The organism is Cytobacillus sp. BC1816, from assembly GCF_051353635.1.
GTDB lineage: Bacteria > Bacillota > Bacilli > Bacillales > Cytobacillaceae > Cytobacillus > Cytobacillus oceanisediminis_C.
Genome location: NZ_CP195611.1, coordinates 3,763,581 through 3,785,343, shown reverse-complemented (window position 1 = coordinate 3,785,343; position 21,763 = coordinate 3,763,581). Strand labels below are relative to the sequence as shown.

The following is a 21,763-nucleotide window of genomic DNA, read 5'->3' as shown; positions in this document are numbered from 1 at the left end:
ACTTTCCGGTTTTATTCGTTTTACAGAGTCATTTGGCGTGTCTGCCTGCTGGCCAAAAACAGACCATTCATTTTCTGAGGTGAAATGCGATGTTTCTTCCTGGGAAATTCTTGAACAGCCATGAGAAAAAGGAACAGGCAATAATGAATCATATTATGAAGATGACAGCAAAATATAACCTGGACAATATTTCAAGAACGGAAGCATATTTCCGGTTTTATAAAAAGCATCCTGAGATACGCTGGGCGTTTCTTGCCTCCATGGTGTCTCGAAATGCCGGCTGGAATATGTGTGATCTTGAAGGAAGCTGTTTTCCTAAATTGATAGGAAAGAAATTACGGGACATGCTTTATATTACATATGAAAGGGCCAATTGGCTGATTTTTCAGGATGCATTTCCACAATTGCTCCTCTATCATTATTCGACGAAAATAAATAGGCCAATGTTTCATTTATTAAAGATTTTTCGTGTATCAGCATTTATGGAACAGGAATGGTATTCTTTCTGGAAAAATAGAAATGAAAAGAGGTTAATGATTTCCCTGATTATTAATGAACAAAATGTTATCCAAGAACCTGTAATGGAACATGAAATTTATAAGAATAAAGTTTTTCAGACATTGCTTTTTTCCTTTCAGGACTATCTTCATTTTAGTTCTGTAATCTTCCCTACTTGTAAAGGGGAATTATACGGGGCAAGTGTAAATGGTTTCCGCTCGGTGTCCAAAAGAATTGATCTTGGAAAACGGCTGGCAGAAATCTTATTTGACACCAGCTATTATGGGGACGTGTATGAATTTGCTTCAGGCACAATTCATACTGGTTCAAGGCATGATTATGAGAAATACTTTAAGGGAAGACAACGGAGAACGACCCCTTTCTTACGCTGTACATACCCGATAATCACACATCACATTCATCATTTTAATGATTGGTCTTCAAAAAAACGCATTAAGAGTAAATGGGCATCAGAATCTATTGTCCTAAAACACCCTGTCCATATTACAACATGGTATTTGCATAAGCAGAAACAGCTTAATACTGCTGCGAAGCTGGGAAAGTTAATTCGCTTGCTTTGTTAGCAAAACAGTGAAAAAAAGCAAGGAGCCCCTTGCTTTTTACATTTTAAGTTGAAGGGCGGTCAGGACCTTCAAGCTTCTTATTGCCATAGCCTGTTTTTGTTTCTTCCAGCTTTTTTGGCTGTGCTTTATTTTGTTTTTCTTTTTTTGCCATTACTCTACACCTCCGTTAATTAGTTTGTTCAATGACGCTATTTTCATTCTTCCAGGGGCTGTCGAAACCATGTTGTTCCCATGCAAATAAGTACTTTCTTTGACGAAACACTTCTAGTTTTGTCATGCATGGAGGAAACCTACAAGCGAAATAGAATTATGTAGGCACAAAGCAAAATTTTCACTGTATCCTTCGTCGTATTTATTGCAGGAAGCAAGAAAAAAAATCGGGAGGTCTTTTGTATGCAGGGAAAAATGGTAGAAAAAGATGAATTGCTGGCCATGCTTACAGAAATATATGATCAGCTGGAAGAGCTTGAAAATGTACTGGAGTCTAATTTGTCGGGACTTCGCCAGGATTGGTATTATGAACAGTCAGAAAAACTGGAGGTTTGCGAGAGCAGGCTGGAAGCGATTGAAGAGGATATGACGGTAATCAAGTCTGAGGCAGACAATATAGAAGACGCAAAAAGGTCAGCGGGAATGAAGCTTGAACTTGGCTTCTAAGTGGCATAGAATAGCAGTATCCTTCAGTAGCTAATGTTGACTAGCTACTTTTATTTTAAATAAAGCGTATAATCTGAAGTTAGATAACTGTCTAGCTCCAGGCGCCATCGGCTCTCGGGTCTAAGCCAATCCGTCCAAAAGGTTAAAGAACAACCTTTCCGCCGGCTCGTCTTATGCTTGAGGCCCACAGGACGTGGCGTTTTTAGTCTGCGTGCCTTCATTAAGCGGGCGCCTTCCGCTTTTCTAATTGGAGTTGATGTTGAATGGTTCATGAAAATTCCCTGCTGCAAATGACAGAACAGCTGCTTGAATGGGTGGAAATCTCAGACAGCAGGTTTAAAAAGGTTAAGGAATCAGGTGAAAAGGGTGATTTTTATAATGAAGTTAAACCTTTTGCTGATGATGTTAAATCCATAAATGATAAATGGAAAGAAGAAGCCCTTGAGTGGATTGGCATTCATAAACCCCGAAATCTTTATCCTCATCAGATTGAATCTGCTGCTGAACATATTGAAATGGTTTCCATTCAGGCATTTTTCCCTGAAACAAGCAAAACCAGATTCATTAATTATGTTAATTCCGCCGTGTATGTCCTAAAGCAATTGATAAAATTAGTAGGTGAAGAAAAAAAGGGAACCTGAATAGGGTCCCTTTTTTAAAAAATTCTTATGCATTTACTGAATCCTGGAGGGTGTTATCTTTGTAGCTTTCAGGAACGGCCGCTCCTTGAGCTTCAAGCTCACGAACGAGATTTCGATAATCTGTACTGGAAATTTCATTATGGATATAAGCCTTTTTAGCAAAATCCAATAATTCATTAACATTTTCAGGAGTATACTCCCTCAGTTGATGAAACTTCATTTTTAGTTCGTGAACATTCATGATATTGCCTCCTCTGAATATAGATTCGCGGAGAAATACTTTCCCCGCAGCCCGGTAAATGAAAAGGGGGACAAGAAACTGTTTTGTTTTTTATATCCTAACATGAAAATCTGTTTTTCATCGTTTTTAAAAAAATCAAACTTCCGACACCATTCTTCATAGTTAGACAAAAACGGAAACCGCTTCCATTTTTAAAATTAATTGATTCTTTCACATTCTGGGCAAATCTTTCATATATTATATTGGTGATAATTAGAAGGCTCTTGCCTGGAATTATTGCTAATATACTTATATTTTTTGAATGGGGAGGATGTTTGCCCATGTTTGGCCGATTAATGAATAGAGCGAGCCATCTGCAGCCATACGGCCATTTAAATCAAAGTATATACATGGATCCATTTTATATGGGGGCGAATGGCCAATTTTATATGAGGCAGCAGCCAATGCAGAATTATACTAATTCTGCCGGACAGTACAGCCCTTATTATTTGCCTTATAATATGGGGTATCATCAGCCGCCTCAGATGACAGGATTGCAGCAGCAAAATTATTCACCACATCCTTATCCGCAGCATAACTATGACCAAGGATATTACGCAAAGACCGGTTCGAAAAATGCTGGTGTTTTTCAAAATCCATTAGAATCTGAAGATTATTACGGAACTCAGGCCAGCAACTCCGCGGCGCAGCAGATGCCGTATATGAATCCGTATCCTAAACAATCATTCATTCCTAAACAGCCTTCCGGAGTGCAAAGCATTATGAATTCCTTTAAAGCCCAGGATGGTTCGTTCGATCTTAATAAAATGGTGGACACCGCAGGTCAGATGATGTCAGCTGTAACGCAAGTGTCATCAATGGTAAAAGGGATTGGCGGAATATTTAAAGCTTAATTGCTCATGGCCGAATAGGCCTTTTTTTTGTCTCTTATTTTAATGGCATGAAACGTTTTTTAAAAATCAGACTTGAAAAAAAATTAAATATATTCGAAAATAAAATAGCCAGTCTATTTTTTGGCGACTCCCTTTGTATAGGCATTATTATCCAGGGAAATTTAAACGTACGATTGACAAAATTTAGATAAAAGTGAAAAAATAGAAAAATGACTCATGGTCATTAAAGGGGGATTTGTATGGTTCGTGCTCTTCAGCAAATATTTATCATATTTATATTAATTTTGCTTCTTGCGGCAGTGCCAAAAATTATTTCTGTTGATCCATCAAGCGGGAGTCTTGATTGGAGCTTTGAAAGTTTACCGCAGATTTATGGAGATTTTATTAAAGAATTAAGCGGAGGCAGCCTGGGTTCCTATCAGCTCGGCCGGCAAACTCGTCCTATAGCCGGGGATATTGCTGATAACTTTACTACCAGTCTGCTAATTGTATTGATTGCTGTGAATGCTTCCTTAGTTATAAGTCTTATTTTCGGGTTATTTATCAGCCGTTTCAAGCTTACTAAGCTTTTTGGGGCATTCTTGAATATCCTTGCGTCCATTCCCGATTTTATTATCATTGTAATGTCTATGATTCTCGCCGTTAAAATATATAAAATGACGGGAATCCGAGTGATTTCACTAAGGCCGGATGGTGGAGCACTTAACATCTGGTTTCCAACAGTGCTCGCAAGCTTAGCTCCAACTCTATATCTATTTAAGCTTGTTTCGGTAAAATATTATCAAACAAGCGGGGAGGACTATATTAAGACTGCAGTTGCTAAAGGAATGAGCTTGAATTACATAAATTTTCAGCATGTATTTAAAAATTTGGAGCCATTTATTAAATCTGAGCTAATCAAAGTGATTTCCCTGGCTATTGGCAATCTCTTCATTATTGAACATATTATGAATGTCTCCGGTATAACAAAATTTATTTTTCAGAGCACTGAGGTCCAGCCGATCGCAATTGGCTTGTTTGCCATGCTTTTGATTTCTCTAATTGTCTATATTTCTAACAGACTCATATTCTATCTGTTTAAACGGGGTTTTATCTATGAATAAGCTGCTAAAAATAAATTACTCCTTGATTATCGGAATTCTTATGGTTGCAGGCTTGCTTTTTTTCAGCATATTTGGGCCTTATCTTGCACCGCATTCATTGACTTCAGCACTGGAAACACAATACACAAACGGGAAGGTTTTGGCCCCTCCATTGGAGCCCTTTGAATCACCCTCCTATCCGCTGGGGACAGACAAATGGGGCTACGACCTTTTTTCCATGATTTTAAATGGATTAAGGTACACTGTTTTTATTGCAGCTGCTGTTACGATGATTAAAATGGCTTTCGGAGCAATCATCGGTTTGTATGCTGGCACATTGAAACGGACACCAGGCTGGCTGATTGCTTTTGAAAATGCATGGAGCTATGTTCCGCTGTTTCTGATCCTGTATTTTTTTCTGGCGCCAATAAGCTTCAACAGCAGCCTTAAGCAAAATGTATTAATAGCCTACTTTATAGTTATTGCGTCAATCATCAGTATTCCTAGCATCGTGTCATCTGTAAGGCTTAAAACCGCTGAATTATATAAGTCCGTTTATGTTGAAGCGGCCAAAGCCCTGGGAGCTGGAAAACACCGTGTGATTTGGAAGCATATATTCCCTCAGTTAAAGGAAACTTTCCTTGTTATGTTTATACTTGAAATTGTGTATGTGATCGCTCTTATGGGCCAGCTGGCGCTTTTGAATATTTTTGTCGGCGGAACCATTATGAGATTTGACCCCATCATATACCTATCAGCAACAAAAGAGCTCTCAGGTCTTGTTGGGCAGGCAAGATTGAATATCTATGGGAACACTCATATATTAGTTGCGCCACTTGCGGTCCTTTTATATACAACAGTATCCTTCAGCCTGCTGGCAAATGGATTGAAGAATCGATTTCAGTCAAATTATCAGCGTACACCATGGATCAGGACAGGGCATGAACCATTTATTCAGCCTTCCAGAAAACAATATGGCCGAAAAAAGAAATTTTGGTCATTTTCTGCCCAAAAAGCAGCCTTTTCTGCATTAGTTATTGCTTTTGCTGGTGCTGGAATCTATGTAATTGCAGCAAAAGATGCCAATATTGGCGTTAAAAGCGGCAGCCGCGCGGATTATAACATTGATCTGAAAATGAATGGCGATGGCTATTTCACTGCCAATGCTAATATCCAAGTAAAAAACCAATCAAATAAAGAATGGGAAGAGCTTGTATTTTATTTCATTCCAAACGTTTTTGCAGATGGACATACATTTGATTCCGTCGAGGGCACATCTGAGGCAGTTATCGGGAAGGTGACAGTGAACGGGCAAAAAGCGTCCTTTAAGCTAAAGGGTGATACGTTAACCATAAAGTTAAAACCTGAAATGAAAGATAAAAGCAGACATAATGTAAAGATCGAATATGGATTTACAGTCCCTGACAAAGGCAGCCGTTTTTCAAAAGTAGACACAAACTATTATCTTGCTCAATGGTACCCTATGGCTGCAGTTTATCAAAAAGGCAAATGGAATAAAGAGCCTTATATGGAGGGACTGGAAACATTTCATACAGGCTTCTCAAATTTCAAAGTTTCCTATAAGCTTCCGAAAGGATATACCTTGGCTTCTACAGCTGACAAAGATCCTGCAGAAGGGAAGAATGAAGGGCATATTAAAGCCAAGAAGGTCAGGGACTTCTTCATTGCTGTCATGAAGGATATGGAAGTTCATGAAACGGAAGCCAGAGACGGCGTGAAGATCAGATTATTCTCAAAAAGCAATCATGACAAAGACCCTGAAGCTTCATTGACACTGGCCAAAAATGCATTAACATTCTATCAGGATCATATTGGAGACTACCCGCATGAGCAGCTTGACATCGTTTTGGATGATGGACAATTTATGGAATACCCCGGTATTGTAACCATTAATCCTTATGGTGATGATAAGAGGTTTTATGATATATCTATTGTTCATGAAATTGCTCATCAGTATTTTTATGGAGTAGTGGCAAATGACCCTTACAATAATGCGTGGATTGATGAAGGAATTACTGAATTTGCCACCTCTATGTATTTCTATGCAGGTCAAAATCAGGCTGAAAGACAGGCATTTGGCCTTTCCCATTTTCGAATGGAGGCGATTGAAGAAGCTGGCCTTGGCAGGCATTATTCAAATGTGCCGGTTAATGAGGTAAAACATTCAGGCTATATCTATGGGCAGCCTGCTCTGGAGATTTTAAAGATGATTCAGGAAAAATATACCCTAAAAGGGGAATCCCCTAAAGAAGTGGGGATGCAGTTCCTGTCAGATTATTATCAAAATTTCCGTTATAAAGAGGTCGATACCAAGGAGTTTATATCCTACACAAAAGATTACTTCAGTGTTCCGACCGGCTATTTCAATAATTGGATTGATACATCTAAACTAAACAGCTAATAAGCACCTTGGTTTCATTCAAACAAAAACAAGCAGCCATTGATACTGCTTGTTTTTGTTTAACCAGACCGTATTAGTGAGTTAATTTTACCCGGCTTGCAGGCAGGATCAGCTTTCATCGATTACGATTCTTTTTCCCTGCTGCTTTGGCACTGTGATTTGCAGAAGGCCATTTTGGTAAACTGCCTTTACTTTCTTTTCATTAACTGGCTGGGGAAGAGGAACGGTCCGGCTGGAACGCTGCATGCTTTGCTGTCTTCCAAAAATTTTATTTTTCTCATCCTCTTCTGTCACTATCTCAGAGGACTTGACAGAAATGGTTATATAATTGTCCAGGATGTCAATTTGTATTTGCTCTCTATTTATTCCTGGAAGTTCTGCACTAATGATATGTTCTTTTTCGGTTTCCGCAACATCGACATGAAAGGAAGAAGAAATTGGGAAGGGATTCTTAAAGAAATCATCCATGGTCTGCAGAAATCCTCTAACGGGTTTTTCATGAAAAAGCTGATTCATCGATTTCATTAAATCACCAAAAGGCTCATTTCGGTTTTTTTTCTTTGGATCCTCCATATATACATCCATCCCCTCTCAAACAGGATTTTTCAACATATCCTATGCTGCCCATTGGGTGGATGTTCCTTTTGAGCAAATAAGGTCACAGAAAACAGAAGCTCATTCGGGACTTGTTCCTGTGAAAAACCTGCAAGGAAGCTTTCCTTGGTGCTCACGACCGACACATCGAGGGAACAGGCGCTGGAGCTAGACAAAGAAAAAACCGCATAGGCGGTTTTTAAAAGATTGTCTCTAAGAGCTGATCAGGGTTTATGATTAAATGTCCATCCTGATCTGTTTCAATTAACTTTTCTTTTTTCATTTTTGTTAAAGTCCTGCTGACTGTTTCCCTTGTAGTGCCAATCATATTGGCAAGGTCTTTATTGGTGAAGTCCCCTTTTAAAAGAAAGCTGCCGTTTTCAAGCGTTTTTCCATGCATTTTGGCTAGACGGACAAGCAATTTGATAATTTGTTCATAAGTATTGTTTAAAATTTGCGCTTCCAGCCGTTCCTGCAGATCGACAATCTTCTCGCCCAGAACTTTAAACACCTTAATGCATAGCTCGGGATTCTCAATTAGTACCTTTTCAAATTGCGAAATTGGCACAACGACGAGCTGAGCATTTTCAAGCACCTCCGAAAAAGCCGGATACCCCCCTTTTCTGAAAAATCCTACATGAGGGAACATCTCGCCTTTTGTTAAGATGGCAACAATCTGCTCTTTACCATTAATATCACTTCTGTATATCTTAACTCTGCCGTTGTTAATGAAATAAACATTATCCAGCGGGTCGTCCTGAAGAAAGACATGACTTCCTTTTTTCCATTCCCGTGAAATTGATATCTCTACCACTTTATCCAGCTCTTCATTGTTCAGTTCTTTAAAAAGAGAGAACTGGCAAAGAACTCCCTTAATTTCTTCTGCTCTCATAATCCACCTCTTGCGTCTGTCCTATTAAGCTTATTGTAACAAAAAACATTCATAACGTTTAGATTAAGAAAAGCTTATTTTGAAATCAGGCACTTAAAGAGGCGGGCTGGAACAGCTAAATATATCGGACCTTCTTGGTGAAAAATGTCTTTAATCCCTGAGCGAATATATTAAAAGTTAAGATGGCGCAGGTCATTGCAAATGCTGGAAAGAATGGAATCCAAATCGGGCCTCTTATATCCTCAAAGGCTTTCATTAGCATCATAGGCCAAGAAATCGAATTATTGACCAATTGCCAATCTCCTCCCATGGATAGAACCAAACCCTGGGAAATAAAAATGCCGACAAACCCTAATTGACCAAGTAAAAACATGACTTTTCCAAGGTCTGTAACCATATATACAAGAAGCTTACTAAATAGAAAAGGCAGATAGTATGTTCTGAAAAGCCTGTAAGGTGAGGCTCCGGCAGCAATCCCTCCATATATATATTCCTTAGAAGAAATCTGATCAAATTCCAGCTTTACCATTTCTGCAGCACGAGGCATTTCTGCCAGACTTATAATTAGGAGCAGGAATATGGGACGGTGTTCAGTTAACAAAAATGGCGGAAGCATGGAAAAAAGCATGACAATGATGAGGGTTGGAATATATGACAGCATTCCATTAAGCCATTTAAGGAAGAGGTGAGTACCCATCCATTTTTTGTGCGCAAGAAAGGAGAGCGGAATGGCTAGTGCATATCGCAGGACAGTTATACAGGCGACCAGCATAATGGTTTCTTTTGCTCCCAATATAATCAGGCTGAGTAAATCCCTTCCGCTTTTGTCAGTGCCGAATATGTAATCCTCTGATGGCGGATAAGGCGGTATAACGGGCCTTTTATCCTCATTAAGGATGTAAGTAATCTTTGATAACTCGCGGTCTACAAAAGGTAGATAAGGTCCGGCAAACGTTATTGCCAATAATATCATTAGAAAAAATGTTCCTGTGCAGAATAAGGTATGTCTCCTAAACCATATAAAAAAGCGCATACTCCATCACGGCCTTCCTTTTAGTCTGCCAATTATTGAAAAGCTGGCTGGCTATAATGGGGCAGGCAAAGAGCTTCTATTCAGCATTACATCTAATGATGAAATTAAGGCACTGTCCCTGATGCTCCCTTTCCTCTTTATCATGTTTATCACTATTATCCTTTCACAGATAGCAAAAATCTGGCTGGTGCGGATAAGATATAGAGCATCACCAGCTGCGCCTGATTCAAAATGGGGGACCAGCAATTCCAGAGCATATGCAGGAGTGCTTTAAGGTCTCCAAGCCCTTTTGCATAGGTTGTGCGCACATACTCTTCGCCCATTTCATTTTCAAGTGCAGCCGAGGTAAAACGAGACATGTGAAGAAATGGAAACACGGATAAAGACAAGAGAGGCAGTAAAAAGCTATACCAATGTTCATGCCCATATAGTTTAAAGTGCGGAAGCCCTTGCTGCATCAACAGAATCAGAAGATATTGAATGGCAATAAAAAGAAAAAAATCTGGTATGGAAGAGAACAGCCAGGAAAGAAAGTTCTGCAGCTTCCCGGTAAACTTTTTTCTCCTGTAAAATTGGAGTGCACCCATCAGTGTGCCGAGCAGCATACTTACCATGAAGGCTGGTAAAATTATCTTAATGCTACGCAAAACAAATATCGCTGATTCCTCCCTGACTGTGCGTCCGCTCCTTGCATCACCCAAACCTTTTTCAGTTAATATATAATTAGTGAAATCTCGTATTCTCTTTTTATATAATTCAAAGCTAAAGGGATAATCAGCTTCAACATGAAACGCCGAAAAAACAGTTATTTCCTGTTCCCGGGGAAGAAGAAGAATCAGGACAAATCCGACTAGAATTAACAAAAACACTGCTGCAGATTTTAAAATGCTGTGCAGCATGGCTTCACCTCTTTTTATAATAAATGAAAAATATATATAATATTGTCCTATATTTAGAACTTTCAGTCAATTTTTCCCATGAAGTCTGGTTAAGTGGAAATGCGGTCGAAGGATCTTAAAGTTTAATAGAATATTTCCATAAAAAGTTAATGAGATTTAAGAGTTTGCTCTGTTAGAACGAACGTTTATTCGCTAGAATAGGTGTATGAGGTGAAATAGATGAAAGTGCGCAAAAATCTGCCTGAAATCATGAAAGAACTTATATCTGAACAGAAATATAAAGATAATATTGTCCATTGGCATACAATAGAAGAAAAAGAGGCTAAGACTGCCGGCCTTCCGGAAGACATACATCCATCTTTAATAGAGGCATTTCAAAAGAGGGGCATTACAAGGCTTTATACACATCAAAAAACATCCTATCGGACAGCCATGAATGGGGACAGTCTTGTAGCAGTTACTCCAACAGCCTCTGGAAAAACACTTTGCTACAACCTTCCAGTCCTGCAGACGATTGTCAATGATCCAGATGCAAGGGCGCTTTATATGTTTCCGACAAAAGCCTTGGCTCAGGACCAAAAAAGCGAAATCAATGAAATCATCCAGGAGTCGGGATTGGATATCAATTCCTATACATACGATGGGGATACACCAGCAAACATTCGGCAAAAGGTACGCAGGGCTGGGCAAGTGGTTATAACAAACCCGGATATGCTTCATTCTGCAATATTGCCCCATCATACAAAATGGGTGTCTTTGTTTGAAAATTTGAAGTATGTGGTCATAGATGAACTTCATATTTACAGAGGGGTATTTGGAAGCCATGTAGCCAATGTCATACGCCGCCTTAGACGCATTTGCCGTTTTTACGGGAGTGACCCCATTTTTATATGTACTTCTGCAACAATTGCAAATCCATTGGAGCTCGCAGAAAAGCTTACAGAAAAGCCGATGAAACTCGTAGATAATAATGGAGCCCCGAGCGGGAAAAAACATTTTGTATTTTACAATCCACCTATTGTCAATAAACCGCTGAATATTAGAAGAAGCGCTACTCTAGAAGCGAGAAAACTCGCAGGTGAACTTCTGAAAAATAAAATCCAGACCATTGTGTTTGCAAGAAGCAGAGTCAGAGTCGAGATTCTGCTGACCTACCTCCAGGAGCTTGTAAAGCATAAATTGGGACCTAAAGCCATTCGGGGTTATAGAGGCGGTTATCTGCCAACCCAGAGGCGGGAAATTGAAAAAGGACTTCGTTCAGGGGAGATTTATGGAGTTGTCAGCACAAATGCGCTTGAGCTCGGAGTGGACATCGGACAGCTGCAGGTTTGTATCATGACCGGATACCCTGGTACAATTGCCAGCTCATGGCAGCAGGCTGGACGTGCAGGCAGAAGGCATGGTGAATCGCTTGTCATCATGGTGGCAAGCTCCAGTCCGCTCGACCAATATGTTATTCAAAACCCTGACTACTTTTTTAATAAAAGTCCTGAAACAGCCAGAATTAATCCAGATAATCTTATTATTCTGGTGGATCATATCAAGTGTGCAGCCTATGAGCTTCCTTTTAATGCCGGGGAGCGTTTTGGCACCTTTGAAACTGAAGAGGTATTGGAATACCTGGCAGAAGAAAGGGTCCTGCATCAAAATGGAGATAAATTTTATTGGATGAAAGACTCATTTCCTGCCCACAACATCAGCCTCCGTTCAGCATCACAGGAAAATGTCGTTATAATCGATCAATCAGATACCGCGAATGTGAAAGTTATTGGCGAAATGGACCGCTTTTCAGCTATGACTCTTCTGCATGAAGAAGCAATCTATCTCCACCAGGGAACCCAGTTTCAGGTGGAGATGCTTGATTGGGAAGAGAAAAAAGCCTTTGTCCGCGAAGTGGACGTAGACTATTTTACAGATGCTAACCTGGCAGTTGAGCTGAAGGTGCTGGAACAGGATAAACTCAGAACATCTACCATTGGGGAAGTAGGGTTTGGTGATGTAAGTGTGGTGGCAATGGCTACGATCTTTAAGAAAATTAAGTTTGAAACACATGAAAATATCGGATCCGGTCCAATAACACTTCCGGAAGAAGAACTTCATACAAGCTCAACTTGGCTTTCGTTTAACAAGGAATCCTTAAATTATAAGCAAGACCGGCTTGAGCAGGGACTAATCGGAACCGCACATGCGCTTAAACATATTGTACCGCTATTTGTTATGTGTGATCCCCAGGATGTTCATGTTGTCCCTCAGGTAAAAGCGGCCCATAATGAAAAGCCGACGATCTTTTTTTATGACAGGTATCCCGGCGGGGTAGGGCTAAGCGAGAAAATTTTTGGGGGAATAGAACATATCATGCACGAAACGATGGAAATGGTCAGCAGATGTTCATGTGAGCATGGGTGTCCTTCCTGCATTGGAACTGATACCTCTTCAGAAACGGGGAAAAAAGACGTACTCAGGATTCTCGGCTCTTTTAAAAATGGAGTTAATCAAGCAGGTGATAAATTTGTCCATTAAAAACAAGCTGAACAGGCTAAAGGGCCATCTCGGTACAGAGAAGGATAAACAGCCAACACCCGCTAAGGTGTCAAAGAATAATATCAATGTGCCATTCAAAGAAGTATGGGAAGCCGAAAGTGTCTATCCATATTATTTTGAAGACTCCTATTGCCTTGTAAGGGAAAAGGAATATAGCCTTGATCAAATGCATGGAATCTACTCTTTTGGACAGTTTACAGCGGCGGTGGAGGCCTGGAATTCTTCAGACATCAAGCATCCGCTGTCTGCTGCCGGGCATCGGCCGGAAAATCTTTTCTTCTTTGATACAGAAACAACAGGCTTGGGCGGAGGGACTGGAAACACTATTTTCCTGCTTGGCCAAGCCAGTCTGCACGGAAATAAAATAAAGCTGAAGCAGCATATCCTTCCTCATCCTGGAGCCGAGGTTCCATTGTATAAAAGCTTTCTTGAAAGCATTGATTATTCAACAATGGTGACATACAACGGTAAGGCTTTCGACTGGCCGCAGGTAAAAACGAGGCATACTCTTCTGAGGGAGCATGTCCCAAAACTTCCTCCATTTGGCCATTTTGATTTGTATCATGCAGCAAGGAGAATGTGGAAGCACAAACTCGAGAGGATAAAACTTGCTGCAGTAGAAAAAGATGTTTTAGGGATTGAAAGAAAGGATGATATTCCAGGTTTTCTGGCACCGATGATCTATTTTGATTTTGTGGAAAGAAAAAATCCTGAAGGAATGCTGGGAATCATTAAACATAATGAAATAGATATTTTATCCCTGATCAGTCTGTATACACACCTTTCTTTCCAAATAATGCAGCTGGATAAAAAACAGACTCCCCGTGAGGTCTATGAAGTAGGAAGGTGGCTATCAACACTGGGAGAATCTTCACAAGCGAAGACAGCCTTTAATAAAATATCAGAAGGAGAGTCTTCTGAAGCTCTGGATGCCAGGTTTGCACTGGCTTTTGAGCATAAGAAACATAAAAACTGGGATGAGGCGGCAAAATTATGGAAGGATATAGCTGAAAAAGGCTTGATGAATATGAAGTTAATATCATGCATTGAACTGGCCAAGATCTATGAGCATCGGTTAAAGGATATAGGCCAGGCTATTATGTATGCGAAAAAAGCTTCTAACATGATGAAAGATAACTCAGGTGGCGAAACAGAAAAGCTAAAAATAAAACAGGAAGACTTGCATCGGCGGATTGTACGGCTTGAAAGAAAGTTTAATCGAAATTAAATTCCCCTGTAACATAATTTTAATATACCAGACAAAAAAATCCACTATTTCCTAGTTGTATGTACTTCTTCTAACAGGTAAAATTATAACTTGTGTGGTACTTTTTTAGGAATTTTATATAGTGAGGCTGGTAAAATGTATAAAGCAATCTTATTTTTATTCTTCCTTGTGATTTTCACTACAGCAATCGTTTTCTCCAATTTAAAAGACAGTTTCTACAGCATGCTCTAAGGCTAGTACCTAAAAAATAGGTATTTTCATTAGTACAAGATTACTCTTTCTCACATAGGTTGTTAATGTAAAAACAATTTAGAAAGGGGATCTTTACATGTATTGCAGACCAAGACCTTCGCAGGTGATGCCTGCTGTTGTTCATCCGACAAAATGCTGTGTAACTCATTCGTTCCAGAACATTGTGGTTCCACACATTCATCCTACACATCATACTCATGTAAACCACATTAACTATGAGAATCAGCATTCTTTCCCGCAAACGCAGTCAAATGTGAACCAGGTGACACAATCGAATGTTAATATGGGGCCAAGACCGGGCGTGGCAGGTGCATATAGCCCAGGAATGGGACCAGGAATGGGAATGGGACCAGGAATGGGAATGGGACCAGGAATGGGAATGGGTCCTGGATATGGCGGACCAGGTACTGGCGTAGCAGGAGCATCAACCGGCATGGGTCCAAAACAAGGGCCGAGTTTCTCCGGCAGATAATCAACAAGGGCTTTATGCCCTTGTTTTATTTATATAAATATCAAATGGAAACTTAATGAGTCCCGGCCAGATTTCTTTAAGGAGTTTTTGCAATTGACAAAAGTAGCAGTTATTTCAGGGTATAAGCCTTTTGAAGTAGGGATTTTTAAAAATGATGATCCGGCAGCTGGCTATATAAAAACCGCCATAAGAAAAAGCCTGCTTTCGCTGATGGATGATGGGCTCGAATGGGTAATCATCAGCGGGCAGCTGGGTGCCGAGCTTTGGGCTGCTGAAGTTGTATCTGACCTTAAGCAGGAAGGTTACGAAGACCTGAAGCTTGCATTCATAACTCCTTTTCTGGAGCAGGAAGCGTCCTGGAAGGATGTGAACAAAGAGTGGTATGAATCCATACTGCTTCAGGCTGATTTTGTTGATTCAGTATCAAAAAAACCTTATGAAAGTCCTCAGCAATTCAGGGTGAAAAATCACTTTTTTGTAAGCAAAAGTGATGTGCTGCTTCTTTTTTATGATTTGGAAAAAGAGGGAAGCCCTAAATATTTGTATGAAACCGCAAAAAAATATCAGGAAGAAAATGAATATGACATTAGACTAATCACCTTTTATGATTTACAATTGATTGTAGAAGAAGAACAATTCTCTCAGAGAGACATATTTGAATAATGCTCAGATAAATTGACAAATGTACATATCTCTGGAAAAATAGTATTAATTATGATTGGCGATATACTGAGGTGAGTATCATGCTATCCGATAAAATTAAATTAACTGCAAAAGATATTTTGGAAAAAGAGTTTAAGACAGCTATGAGAGGCTATAAGCCTGAAGATGTTGATAAGTTCTTAGATTTGGTCATTAAAGATTATGAAGCGTTCCATCAGGAAATTGAAGATCTTCAGCAGGAAAATATGAGATTGAAAAAACAGGTTGACGAAGCGTCACGAAGACCCGCAGCACAAACTGCAGGTACAACCAATTTTGATATTCTAAAAAGATTATCAAATCTTGAAAAACACGTTTTTGGCAGTAAATTGTATGATTGACAGGAATTATCACTTTTTCCTGTTTAAAACCATTGCTATTCCATCACAGATTACATATAATATTCTTTGTGATCATTAATAGCGTTCGGGTAATCGCTGCAATATCTTTTATATTGTAGAGGAAAGTCCATGCTCGCACAGGCTGAGATGCCTGTAGTGTTCGTGCCTAGCGAATTCATAAGCTAGGGCAGTCTGAGCTAGCTCGGGCTGACGGCAGGGAAAATGCCTAAGTCCTTCTGGATATGGCATGAATACCTTGAAAGTGCCACAGTGACGTAGCCTTTTCAGAAATGAAAAGGGTGGAACGAGGTAAACCCCGCGAGCGAGAAACCCAAATGATGGTAGGGGCACTTTCCCTGAGGAAATGAACAACGGGAAGGACAGGCATATGCCTGTAGATAGATGATTACCACCTGAGTACGAGACATTTGTCGCTTGCAGTACTACGGTACAAAACATGGCTTACAGAACGTTATTAGTGAGACAGTATGAGTGTTATAAATTCAAGCTCTCCTTTTTGGGAGAGCTTTTTTACTTTGCTGCATGCTGGTACAAAATAAGGAACCTAACATGCCTTCGTTGCGGCTAAGCATATAAACAGATATACTTTATGTGTTGTTGCCAAGCAGAGATAGGGGAATACATAAAAGAAATAAGAATTAGGTTAGGGTGAAAATATGTCTAAATACGATTTAATCGCCACTACGGCCATGGGGCTTGAAGCACTCGCTGCCAAAGAAGTGCGCGATCTCGGATATGAATGTGAAGTTGAAAACGGCAGAATAACATTTAAAGGCGATGAAGCTGCGATTGTCCGGTCGAATTTATGGCTGAGAACTGCAGACAGAATTCGCATAAAAGTGGGAGAATTTAAAGCAACAAGTTTTGATGAGCTTTTTGAGAAAACTAAATCGCTGCCCTGGGAAAAGTATATGCCTGAAAATGCTGAATTTCCTGTTTCAGGAAAGTCTGTGAAGTCCAAACTTTTTTCAGTTTCTGATTGTCAGGCTATTGTCAAGAAAGCAATAGTGGAACGCATGAGAACAAAGTATCATAAGACTGGCTGGCTCGAAGAAAATGGGCCGTTATTTAAAATAGAAGTTGCTCTTCATAAAGATGTAGCCCTTTTGACCATCGATGCCAGCGGAAGCGGACTCCATAAACGGGGATATCGTGCAGGGCAGGGGGAAGCACCCCTAAAGGAAACCCTTGCAGCTGCCCTGGTTATGCTGACTAATTGGAACCCGGATAAGCCATTTGCAGATCCTTTCTGTGGATCTGGCACTATTCCGATAGAAGCAGCGTTAATCGGCCAGAATATTGCACCAGGTTTTAATCGTGAATTCGTTTCAGAAGGATGGTCATGGATTCCTGAAAAAGTCTGGGAAGATGCAAGAAATGAAGCTGAAGATCTGGCGAACTATGATCAGCCTCTGGATATCACAGGTGCTGACATTGATCACAGGATGGTGAAAATAGCTGAAGAAAATGCTTTTGAAGCTGGATTGGGAGATTTAATAAACTTCAAACAAATGCAAGTGCGCGATTTTACGACTGCTAAGGAATATGGTGTCATTGTCGGAAATCCTCCATATGGGGAGAGACTTGGTGAGAAAGCTGCGGTACAGCGAATGTACGCTGAAATGGGGAGGGCCTTGGCCCCCCTTGACACGTGGTCCATTTATATTCTGACTTCAGACGAAGAATTTGAAACTCACTTTGGAAAAAAAGCAACTAAAAAACGCAAGCTCTTCAATGGTTTTATTCGCACAGACTATTACCAGTACTGGGGCAAAAGATCTCCAAGAAATAATTAGTATTTAAAAACAAAAGCATAATTCCTCCTGAAACTGTATAGAATATTTCTATCTGATTCTTTTTCAGGAGGGGTGGCAATGAAACATTCAAGCATCGATTTTAATAAAATTTCCCAGGCGCTTAATGGAACACTTGAAGCAATACAGGGAGATGGTGATCCATCAGCAGAAGCACTGGAGAGTCTAAAAAATGCACAGGACGAATTGCAGCAGGCATTGTCATTTTCTATGTCACGTGTCAACTAAACGTCAATATTGAGCAGGGGCTGCCTTTAATAGCACCCCTGTTTTTTTATATTTGATTTTTTATAAATCTTGACAGTTGCAGTATTTGAGATAAAATTATATGATGTTCATTTGATTATTAACAATCTAAATATGAAATAATGATATAACTGAAATCAAAGCGTCTGGCTAAAAAGGCGCTTTAACTTTTTAATTACGGAGGGGTAGCATGTCTAACCGAATGCCTTTTGCCGTATCCAAGAGCGAATCTTTTTACGAAAAGCTGAGCGAGTGGATCGGAGATGTTTTTTACGATATATTGCCTGAAGCAGGATTTGAAATTCGGGATGAGCAAATATTTATGGCCTTTCAGCTGGAGAAGGCATTTAAAGACAGAAGTGTTATTTTTGCTGAGGCTGGTGTAGGGACGGGGAAAACGATTGTTTACCTTTTATATGCAATTAGCTATGCAAGGTACATAAACAAACCTGCTATTATCGCCTGTGCGGATGAGACATTAATCGAGCAGCTTGTGAAAAAGGAAGGAGATATTGCCAAACTGGAGAAAGCATTAGGGTTGAATATTGATGTCAGGCTGGCAAAATCACGTGATCAGTACCTATGCTTAAATAAGCTGGATAAGCTCGTAGCGAATGATGTTCATGATCATTATAACCGTATTTTTGATGATCTTCCGGATTTTGTTCAAACAGGCTCTTCCATGCAAAAGTTTGAGAGATATGGTGACCGGAAAGATTATCCTGATTTGCCGGATGAGCATTGGAAGAATGTCTCGTGGGATTCAATCCAGGATTGTTTTACTTGTGAGAAGCGCCATCGCTGCGGTCAAACCCTCCATAGGGAATACTACCGAAGCGCAAAAGATTTGATTATTTGTTCGCATGATTTTTATATGGAACATATCTGGACAAAGGAATCAAGAAAACGTGAAGGGCAGCTGCCTTTGCTTCCTGAGAGCTCCTGTGTGGTTTTTGATGAAGGCCATTTGTTGGAATATGCATCCCAAAAGGCTCTGACTTATCGTTTTACTGAGCAGATACTGGAATCCATTTTAACAAGGCTCATGGCTAATGATGTTCGTGAAAAAACGTTAAATATAATTGAGGATGCTATTTACCAGAATGAGCATTTCTTTTTAACGCTTGCCATGTCTGCTTCTGGTGACGCAGGCTCTGACAAGAAAACGATTGAAAAAACTGCTGATGTAATGAGAGAAGGCCGTAAACTGCAGAGCTTAATCAATACACTTGAGGAAGAATTGGTGTTTGATAGCGAAATGTACGTTATTAATGAATATGACTTAAAAATTGTCGAAGAATATCTTGAGCAAATCGCATACTCACTTTCGCTGTTCCTAAAGGATTTAAAAGGGATTACCTGGTTTGAAGAAACGAATGGTGAAAGAACCCTGGTCATCATGCCAAGAATGGTGGAAGATATTATGCGGGAAGAAGTATTTTCCCAGAAGAAGCCGTTTGTATTCTCTTCAGCAACATTGTCAGAGAATAAATCCTTTGATTATATGGCAAAGAGCCTTGGAGTAGATAATTATTTATCTTTTAACGTAGATTCTCCGTTCGACTATGAAGAAAATATGGTTATTCGCATGCCGGAATTTGAAGAGGAATCAGCCACAGCGAAGATGGAATATATTCTTGAACAAATTATTCTGACAGAAGGCAGGGCTTTAGTATTATTCAATAGCGCTTCTGAATTGGCAGAATTTAAAGCCTTTGCATCAGGAAAATGGAATGTGCCAGTCTTTTTTGAAGGGGATGCAGAAATAAGTACCCTCGTGTCAAATTTCCAAAATGATGAGCATTCAGTCCTCTGTTCTGTCCATTTATGGGAAGGTCTAGATATACCGGGAAGATCTCTGGAAAATGTGCTTATTTTTGGTTTGCCATTTCCTCCTCACGATCCGGTCTTTACAGCAAAAAGGGAAGGTTCATCTGATCCTTTCAGAGAGGTTGATCTGCCATATATGATTCTGCGGTTAAGGCAGGGCATTGGGAGATTAATTAGGACACATGAAGATAAGGGTACAGTTCACATTCTAATGAATAAAAATGAAAACCAAGAAGTGCGCGAAACGATAAAAAAGGTTCTGCCGGCAGAGCCATCCATAAAAAGTTAAACAAAGGCAGTGCTCCAAGCGGGCACTGCCTTTGTGTTAACCTCTCAAAAGCTGGTTTGCTTCAGGTGTCATACGTGCAGGGGTCCATGCAGGCTCCCAGACAAGGTTAACCTCAACAGCAGAAAATTGCTTCAGATCTTCAATGCAATATTTCACTCCGCTGATGATACTGTCATGGAGCGGACATCCGGGTGTTGTCAGGGTCATGGTAATAACTGCCTTGCCATCCTCGGAAAAATCAATATCGTAAATAAGTCCTAAATCAACCACGTTTATATTTAATTCAGGATCCATAACTCTTTTTAGATTGCTGAGAACTAATTCTTCTGGATTCATGTTCATTCCTCCTATTTTTTTATAACAGAAATAATTAAATAACAGAAAACAAGGCTTGCGCCAACCGTTAAAATCTGGCCGGATAGGAACATGACCATGTGTTCATTTGCAATGGAGACTGTCATACTGAGTATACCGAGAATGAAAGCGGAAAGAACCGGAATGGATGCCTTGTCATTCATCATTTCCTTGAGCGAAGGTACATTGCGTTTGCCGATCTCTTTGCTGTATTTCCAAGTCCACCATAAGAATGGAATAATTTTAAATAAATAACCCATAATGCTCAATGCTACCCAAAGCAGGAGGTATGCAAATGCCAGATATCCAATAGTACTTTCAAAGCTGCCGGTAAGAGAGCATAAGAAAGCTCCCAGGTGGATGGCCAGTCCTGCAGGTATTGCGAGGAGAGCAAAGCGGAATGAATAATCAAGCTTTTTCTTTACTCTTCTCTTCAGGATTTGCAGCATGTGCCAGGTGAAGAATGCAAATCCGCCTGCCAGAAACATTAATGCAATGGTAAGAAGCGAGTTTTTTTCTGTGAAAAAAGAAATAACTGCCGCAGACAGCCCTGCTGCATAAAACGTAAAGACGTATTTGGCCGGCTTCATGCTGTAGCCATGAGACAAGGAAAACATGGGAACCATTTTATAGGAAAATCCAAAAATCAAGAGGGTAAACCAGCCCGCTGTTCCGAGCAGTATGTGGCTTTTAAAGACTGCTTGATAATAATCAGAAATAAATCCGGTTTTCATGCTGAAGACCATAATGATTCCCAATAGAATTGCAGTTAACAGGCTAATTAGTGCAGTTCCCACGAAAAGAGTCAATACATTGGGCTTCGCCTGTTTCCTTAAAGTCATGAACATTTGCAGCAGAAACATTAAGATCCCTGTTAAAGTAATAAGCCCAGGCACCAGTGCGCTCTCTGGATTATGAAATAAACTATGAGCAAAAAATAATATTCCAAAGGCAGTAACTGCAAATTGGATAAAGCCAAACCTTTCATTCCATATTGGTGTTAGAAAGGCCACTGGAACGAGCTGATACATGGCTCCCATTGCTGTCATCAGCGCCCATCCCAATATAAACAGATGAGCGGCTGACCAAATTGCGGGTACACGAAATTGGCTGTTAATGATGGAATCCCCTTGAAAAAGAATGAGGGCCATAGAACCTATTAAACAGAGCAGGCTGAAAAGTATAAATGAAAATGGAAGTTTGATATTGGTCTCATTTTTTGTATTGCCGAGCATTG

21 protein-coding genes and 1 other RNA gene are annotated in these 21,763 nt (G+C 40.0%); 15 read left to right on the top strand and 7 right to left on the bottom strand.

Annotation, left to right across the window (positions count from 1 at the left end; genetic code table 11):
• Nucleotides 1-89 precede the first annotated feature (89 nt).
• From ACR42H_RS19240 to ACR42H_RS19230, 3 genes are all read left to right on the top strand, one after another.
• Nucleotides 90-1,082: a DUF2515 domain-containing protein gene (locus ACR42H_RS19240; RefSeq protein ID WP_113884587.1), complete on the top strand. Its 993-nt coding sequence runs from the start codon at nt 90-92 to the stop codon at nt 1,080-1,082.
• Between the two features lie 393 nt (nt 1,083-1,475).
• Nucleotides 1,476-1,739: a hypothetical protein gene (locus ACR42H_RS19235; protein WP_113884588.1), complete on the top strand. Its 264-nt coding sequence runs from the start codon at nt 1,476-1,478 to the stop codon at nt 1,737-1,739.
• Between the two features lie 263 nt (nt 1,740-2,002).
• Complete coding sequence (locus ACR42H_RS19230) at nt 2,003-2,380, top strand: YppE family protein (RefSeq protein ID WP_113884589.1); 378 nt, start codon at nt 2,003-2,005, stop codon at nt 2,378-2,380.
• A gap of 25 nt (nt 2,381-2,405) precedes the next feature.
• Here ACR42H_RS19230 and ACR42H_RS19225 read toward each other — a convergent pair whose 3' ends face one another.
• Nucleotides 2,406-2,621 (bottom strand): YppF family protein, encoded by a 216-nt coding sequence (locus ACR42H_RS19225; protein WP_009332703.1) that lies wholly within the window; start codon nt 2,619-2,621, stop codon nt 2,406-2,408.
• A 335-nt stretch (nt 2,622-2,956) separates the two neighbouring features.
• Here ACR42H_RS19225 and ACR42H_RS19220 point away from each other — a divergent pair, with 335 nt between their 5' ends.
• The 3 genes from ACR42H_RS19220 (at nt 2,957) to ACR42H_RS19210 (ending at nt 7,018) form a co-directional block, all read left to right on the top strand.
• Nucleotides 2,957-3,514, top strand: a complete 558-nt coding sequence (locus tag ACR42H_RS19220; RefSeq protein ID WP_436372640.1) for a YppG family protein — start codon at nt 2,957-2,959, stop codon at nt 3,512-3,514.
• Between the two features lie 239 nt (nt 3,515-3,753).
• A complete protein-coding gene (locus ACR42H_RS19215) occupies nt 3,754-4,617 on the top strand; it encodes an ABC transporter permease subunit (RefSeq protein ID WP_436372638.1) in 864 nt (287 codons plus the stop codon).
• The gene (locus ACR42H_RS19210) at nt 4,610-7,018 is read left to right on the top strand and encodes an ABC transporter permease subunit (protein ID WP_436372636.1); all 2,409 of its coding nucleotides are present in this window, start codon (nt 4,610-4,612) and stop codon (nt 7,016-7,018) included. The genes ACR42H_RS19215 and ACR42H_RS19210 overlap by 8 nt, the downstream gene beginning before the upstream one ends.
• 108 nt (nt 7,019-7,126) lie before the next feature.
• On the opposite strand, the gene ACR42H_RS19205 is transcribed toward ACR42H_RS19210, so the two are convergent.
• The 4 genes from ACR42H_RS19205 to ACR42H_RS19190 form a co-directional block, all read right to left on the bottom strand.
• Nucleotides 7,127-7,591: an Hsp20 family protein gene (locus ACR42H_RS19205; protein WP_113884594.1), complete on the bottom strand. Its 465-nt coding sequence runs from the start codon at nt 7,589-7,591 to the stop codon at nt 7,127-7,129.
• 220 nt (nt 7,592-7,811) lie between these two features.
• Complete coding sequence (locus ACR42H_RS19200) at nt 7,812-8,504, bottom strand: Crp/Fnr family transcriptional regulator (RefSeq protein ID WP_113884595.1); 693 nt, start codon at nt 8,502-8,504, stop codon at nt 7,812-7,814.
• A 115-nt stretch (nt 8,505-8,619) separates the two neighbouring features.
• On the bottom strand, nt 8,620-9,477 hold the full coding sequence (locus ACR42H_RS19195; RefSeq protein ID WP_436372632.1) for an ABC transporter permease subunit: 858 nt from the start codon (nt 9,475-9,477) through the stop codon (nt 8,620-8,622).
• Nucleotides 9,478-9,692: 215 nt separating this feature from the next.
• Nucleotides 9,693-10,436 (bottom strand): ABC transporter permease subunit, encoded by a 744-nt coding sequence (locus ACR42H_RS19190; protein WP_436372630.1) that lies wholly within the window; start codon nt 10,434-10,436, stop codon nt 9,693-9,695.
• 219 nt (nt 10,437-10,655) lie between these two features.
• On the opposite strand from ACR42H_RS19190, the gene ACR42H_RS19185 reads away from it, so the two are divergent.
• The 9 genes from ACR42H_RS19185 to ACR42H_RS19145 all read left to right on the top strand — a co-directional run bounded on the left by ACR42H_RS19185 (nt 10,656) and on the right by ACR42H_RS19145 (nt 20,172).
• Nucleotides 10,656-12,956, top strand: coding sequence for a DEAD/DEAH box helicase (locus ACR42H_RS19185; RefSeq protein WP_436372628.1), 2,301 nt, complete (start codon nt 10,656-10,658; stop codon nt 12,954-12,956).
• Nucleotides 12,946-14,205 carry a ribonuclease H-like domain-containing protein gene (locus ACR42H_RS19180; protein ID WP_436372625.1) on the top strand — a complete coding sequence of 420 codons (1,260 nt, stop codon included), beginning with the start codon at nt 12,946-12,948 and terminating at the stop codon, nt 14,203-14,205. Before ACR42H_RS19185 ends, ACR42H_RS19180 begins: the two co-directional genes overlap by 11 nt.
• Before the next feature lie 328 nt (nt 14,206-14,533).
• Nucleotides 14,534-14,929, top strand: a complete 396-nt coding sequence (locus ACR42H_RS19175) for a CotD family spore coat protein (RefSeq protein ID WP_113884600.1) — start codon at nt 14,534-14,536, stop codon at nt 14,927-14,929.
• A 93-nt stretch (nt 14,930-15,022) separates the two neighbouring features.
• Nucleotides 15,023-15,592 carry a DUF1273 domain-containing protein gene (locus ACR42H_RS19170; protein WP_113884601.1) on the top strand — a complete coding sequence of 190 codons (570 nt, stop codon included), beginning with the start codon at nt 15,023-15,025 and terminating at the stop codon, nt 15,590-15,592.
• A gap of 80 nt (nt 15,593-15,672) precedes the next feature.
• Entirely contained in the window at nt 15,673-15,972 is a 300-nt protein-coding gene (gene gpsB, locus ACR42H_RS19165) for a cell division regulator GpsB (RefSeq protein ID WP_113884602.1), read from the top strand.
• A gap of 81 nt (nt 15,973-16,053) precedes the next feature.
• Nucleotides 16,054-16,442, top strand: an RNA gene (gene rnpB, locus ACR42H_RS19160) — RNase P RNA component class B.
• Nucleotides 16,443-16,649: 207 nt separating this feature from the next.
• Nucleotides 16,650-17,789 (top strand): THUMP domain-containing class I SAM-dependent RNA methyltransferase, encoded by a 1,140-nt coding sequence (locus ACR42H_RS19155; protein WP_436372621.1) that lies wholly within the window; start codon nt 16,650-16,652, stop codon nt 17,787-17,789.
• 78 nt (nt 17,790-17,867) lie between these two features.
• Nucleotides 17,868-18,035, top strand: coding sequence for a hypothetical protein (locus tag ACR42H_RS19150; protein WP_166672401.1), 168 nt, complete (start codon nt 17,868-17,870; stop codon nt 18,033-18,035).
• A gap of 208 nt (nt 18,036-18,243) precedes the next feature.
• A complete protein-coding gene (locus ACR42H_RS19145) occupies nt 18,244-20,172 on the top strand; it encodes an ATP-dependent DNA helicase (RefSeq protein ID WP_436372618.1) in 1,929 nt (642 codons plus the stop codon).
• A gap of 36 nt (nt 20,173-20,208) precedes the next feature.
• On the opposite strand, the gene ACR42H_RS19140 is transcribed toward ACR42H_RS19145, so the two are convergent.
• The gene (locus ACR42H_RS19140; protein WP_436372615.1) at nt 20,209-20,508 is read right to left on the bottom strand and encodes a metal-sulfur cluster assembly factor; all 300 of its coding nucleotides are present in this window, start codon (nt 20,506-20,508) and stop codon (nt 20,209-20,211) included.
• 11 nt (nt 20,509-20,519) lie between these two features.
• Nucleotides 20,520-21,761 (bottom strand): hypothetical protein, encoded by a 1,242-nt coding sequence (locus ACR42H_RS19135; protein WP_436372613.1) that lies wholly within the window; start codon nt 21,759-21,761, stop codon nt 20,520-20,522.
• Nucleotides 21,762-21,763 lie beyond the last annotated feature (2 nt).

Coding starts and splice junctions, on each gene's coding strand:
- ACR42H_RS19230 (WP_113884589.1), top strand. CDS start 2,003: ATGGTTCATGAAAATTCCCTGCTGCAAATGACAGAACAGCTGCTTGAA.
- gpsB (WP_113884602.1), top strand. CDS start 15,673: ATGCTATCCGATAAAATTAAATTAACTGCAAAAGATATTTTGGAAAAA.
- ACR42H_RS19185 (WP_436372628.1), top strand. CDS start 10,656: ATGAAAGTGCGCAAAAATCTGCCTGAAATCATGAAAGAACTTATATCT.
- ACR42H_RS19140 (WP_436372615.1), bottom strand. CDS start 20,508: ATGAATCCAGAAGAATTAGTTCTCAGCAATCTAAAAAGAGTTATGGAT.
- ACR42H_RS19215 (WP_436372638.1), top strand. CDS start 3,754: ATGGTTCGTGCTCTTCAGCAAATATTTATCATATTTATATTAATTTTG.
- ACR42H_RS19210 (WP_436372636.1), top strand. CDS start 4,610: ATGAATAAGCTGCTAAAAATAAATTACTCCTTGATTATCGGAATTCTT.
- ACR42H_RS19235 (WP_113884588.1), top strand. CDS start 1,476: ATGCAGGGAAAAATGGTAGAAAAAGATGAATTGCTGGCCATGCTTACA.
- ACR42H_RS19240 (WP_113884587.1), top strand. CDS start 90: ATGTTTCTTCCTGGGAAATTCTTGAACAGCCATGAGAAAAAGGAACAG.
- ACR42H_RS19135 (WP_436372613.1), bottom strand. CDS start 21,761: ATGCTCGGCAATACAAAAAATGAGACCAATATCAAACTTCCATTTTCA.
- ACR42H_RS19175 (WP_113884600.1), top strand. CDS start 14,534: ATGTATTGCAGACCAAGACCTTCGCAGGTGATGCCTGCTGTTGTTCAT.
- ACR42H_RS19150 (WP_166672401.1), top strand. CDS start 17,868: ATGAAACATTCAAGCATCGATTTTAATAAAATTTCCCAGGCGCTTAAT.
- ACR42H_RS19190 (WP_436372630.1), bottom strand. CDS start 10,436: ATGCTGCACAGCATTTTAAAATCTGCAGCAGTGTTTTTGTTAATTCTA.
- ACR42H_RS19195 (WP_436372632.1), bottom strand. CDS start 9,477: ATGATATTATTGGCAATAACGTTTGCCGGACCTTATCTACCTTTTGTA.
- ACR42H_RS19225 (WP_009332703.1), bottom strand. CDS start 2,621: ATGAATGTTCACGAACTAAAAATGAAGTTTCATCAACTGAGGGAGTAT.
- ACR42H_RS19220 (WP_436372640.1), top strand. CDS start 2,957: ATGAATAGAGCGAGCCATCTGCAGCCATACGGCCATTTAAATCAAAGT.
- ACR42H_RS19200 (WP_113884595.1), bottom strand. CDS start 8,504: ATGAGAGCAGAAGAAATTAAGGGAGTTCTTTGCCAGTTCTCTCTTTTT.
- ACR42H_RS19155 (WP_436372621.1), top strand. CDS start 16,650: ATGTCTAAATACGATTTAATCGCCACTACGGCCATGGGGCTTGAAGCA.
- ACR42H_RS19145 (WP_436372618.1), top strand. CDS start 18,244: ATGTCTAACCGAATGCCTTTTGCCGTATCCAAGAGCGAATCTTTTTAC.
- ACR42H_RS19205 (WP_113884594.1), bottom strand. CDS start 7,591: ATGGAGGATCCAAAGAAAAAAAACCGAAATGAGCCTTTTGGTGATTTA.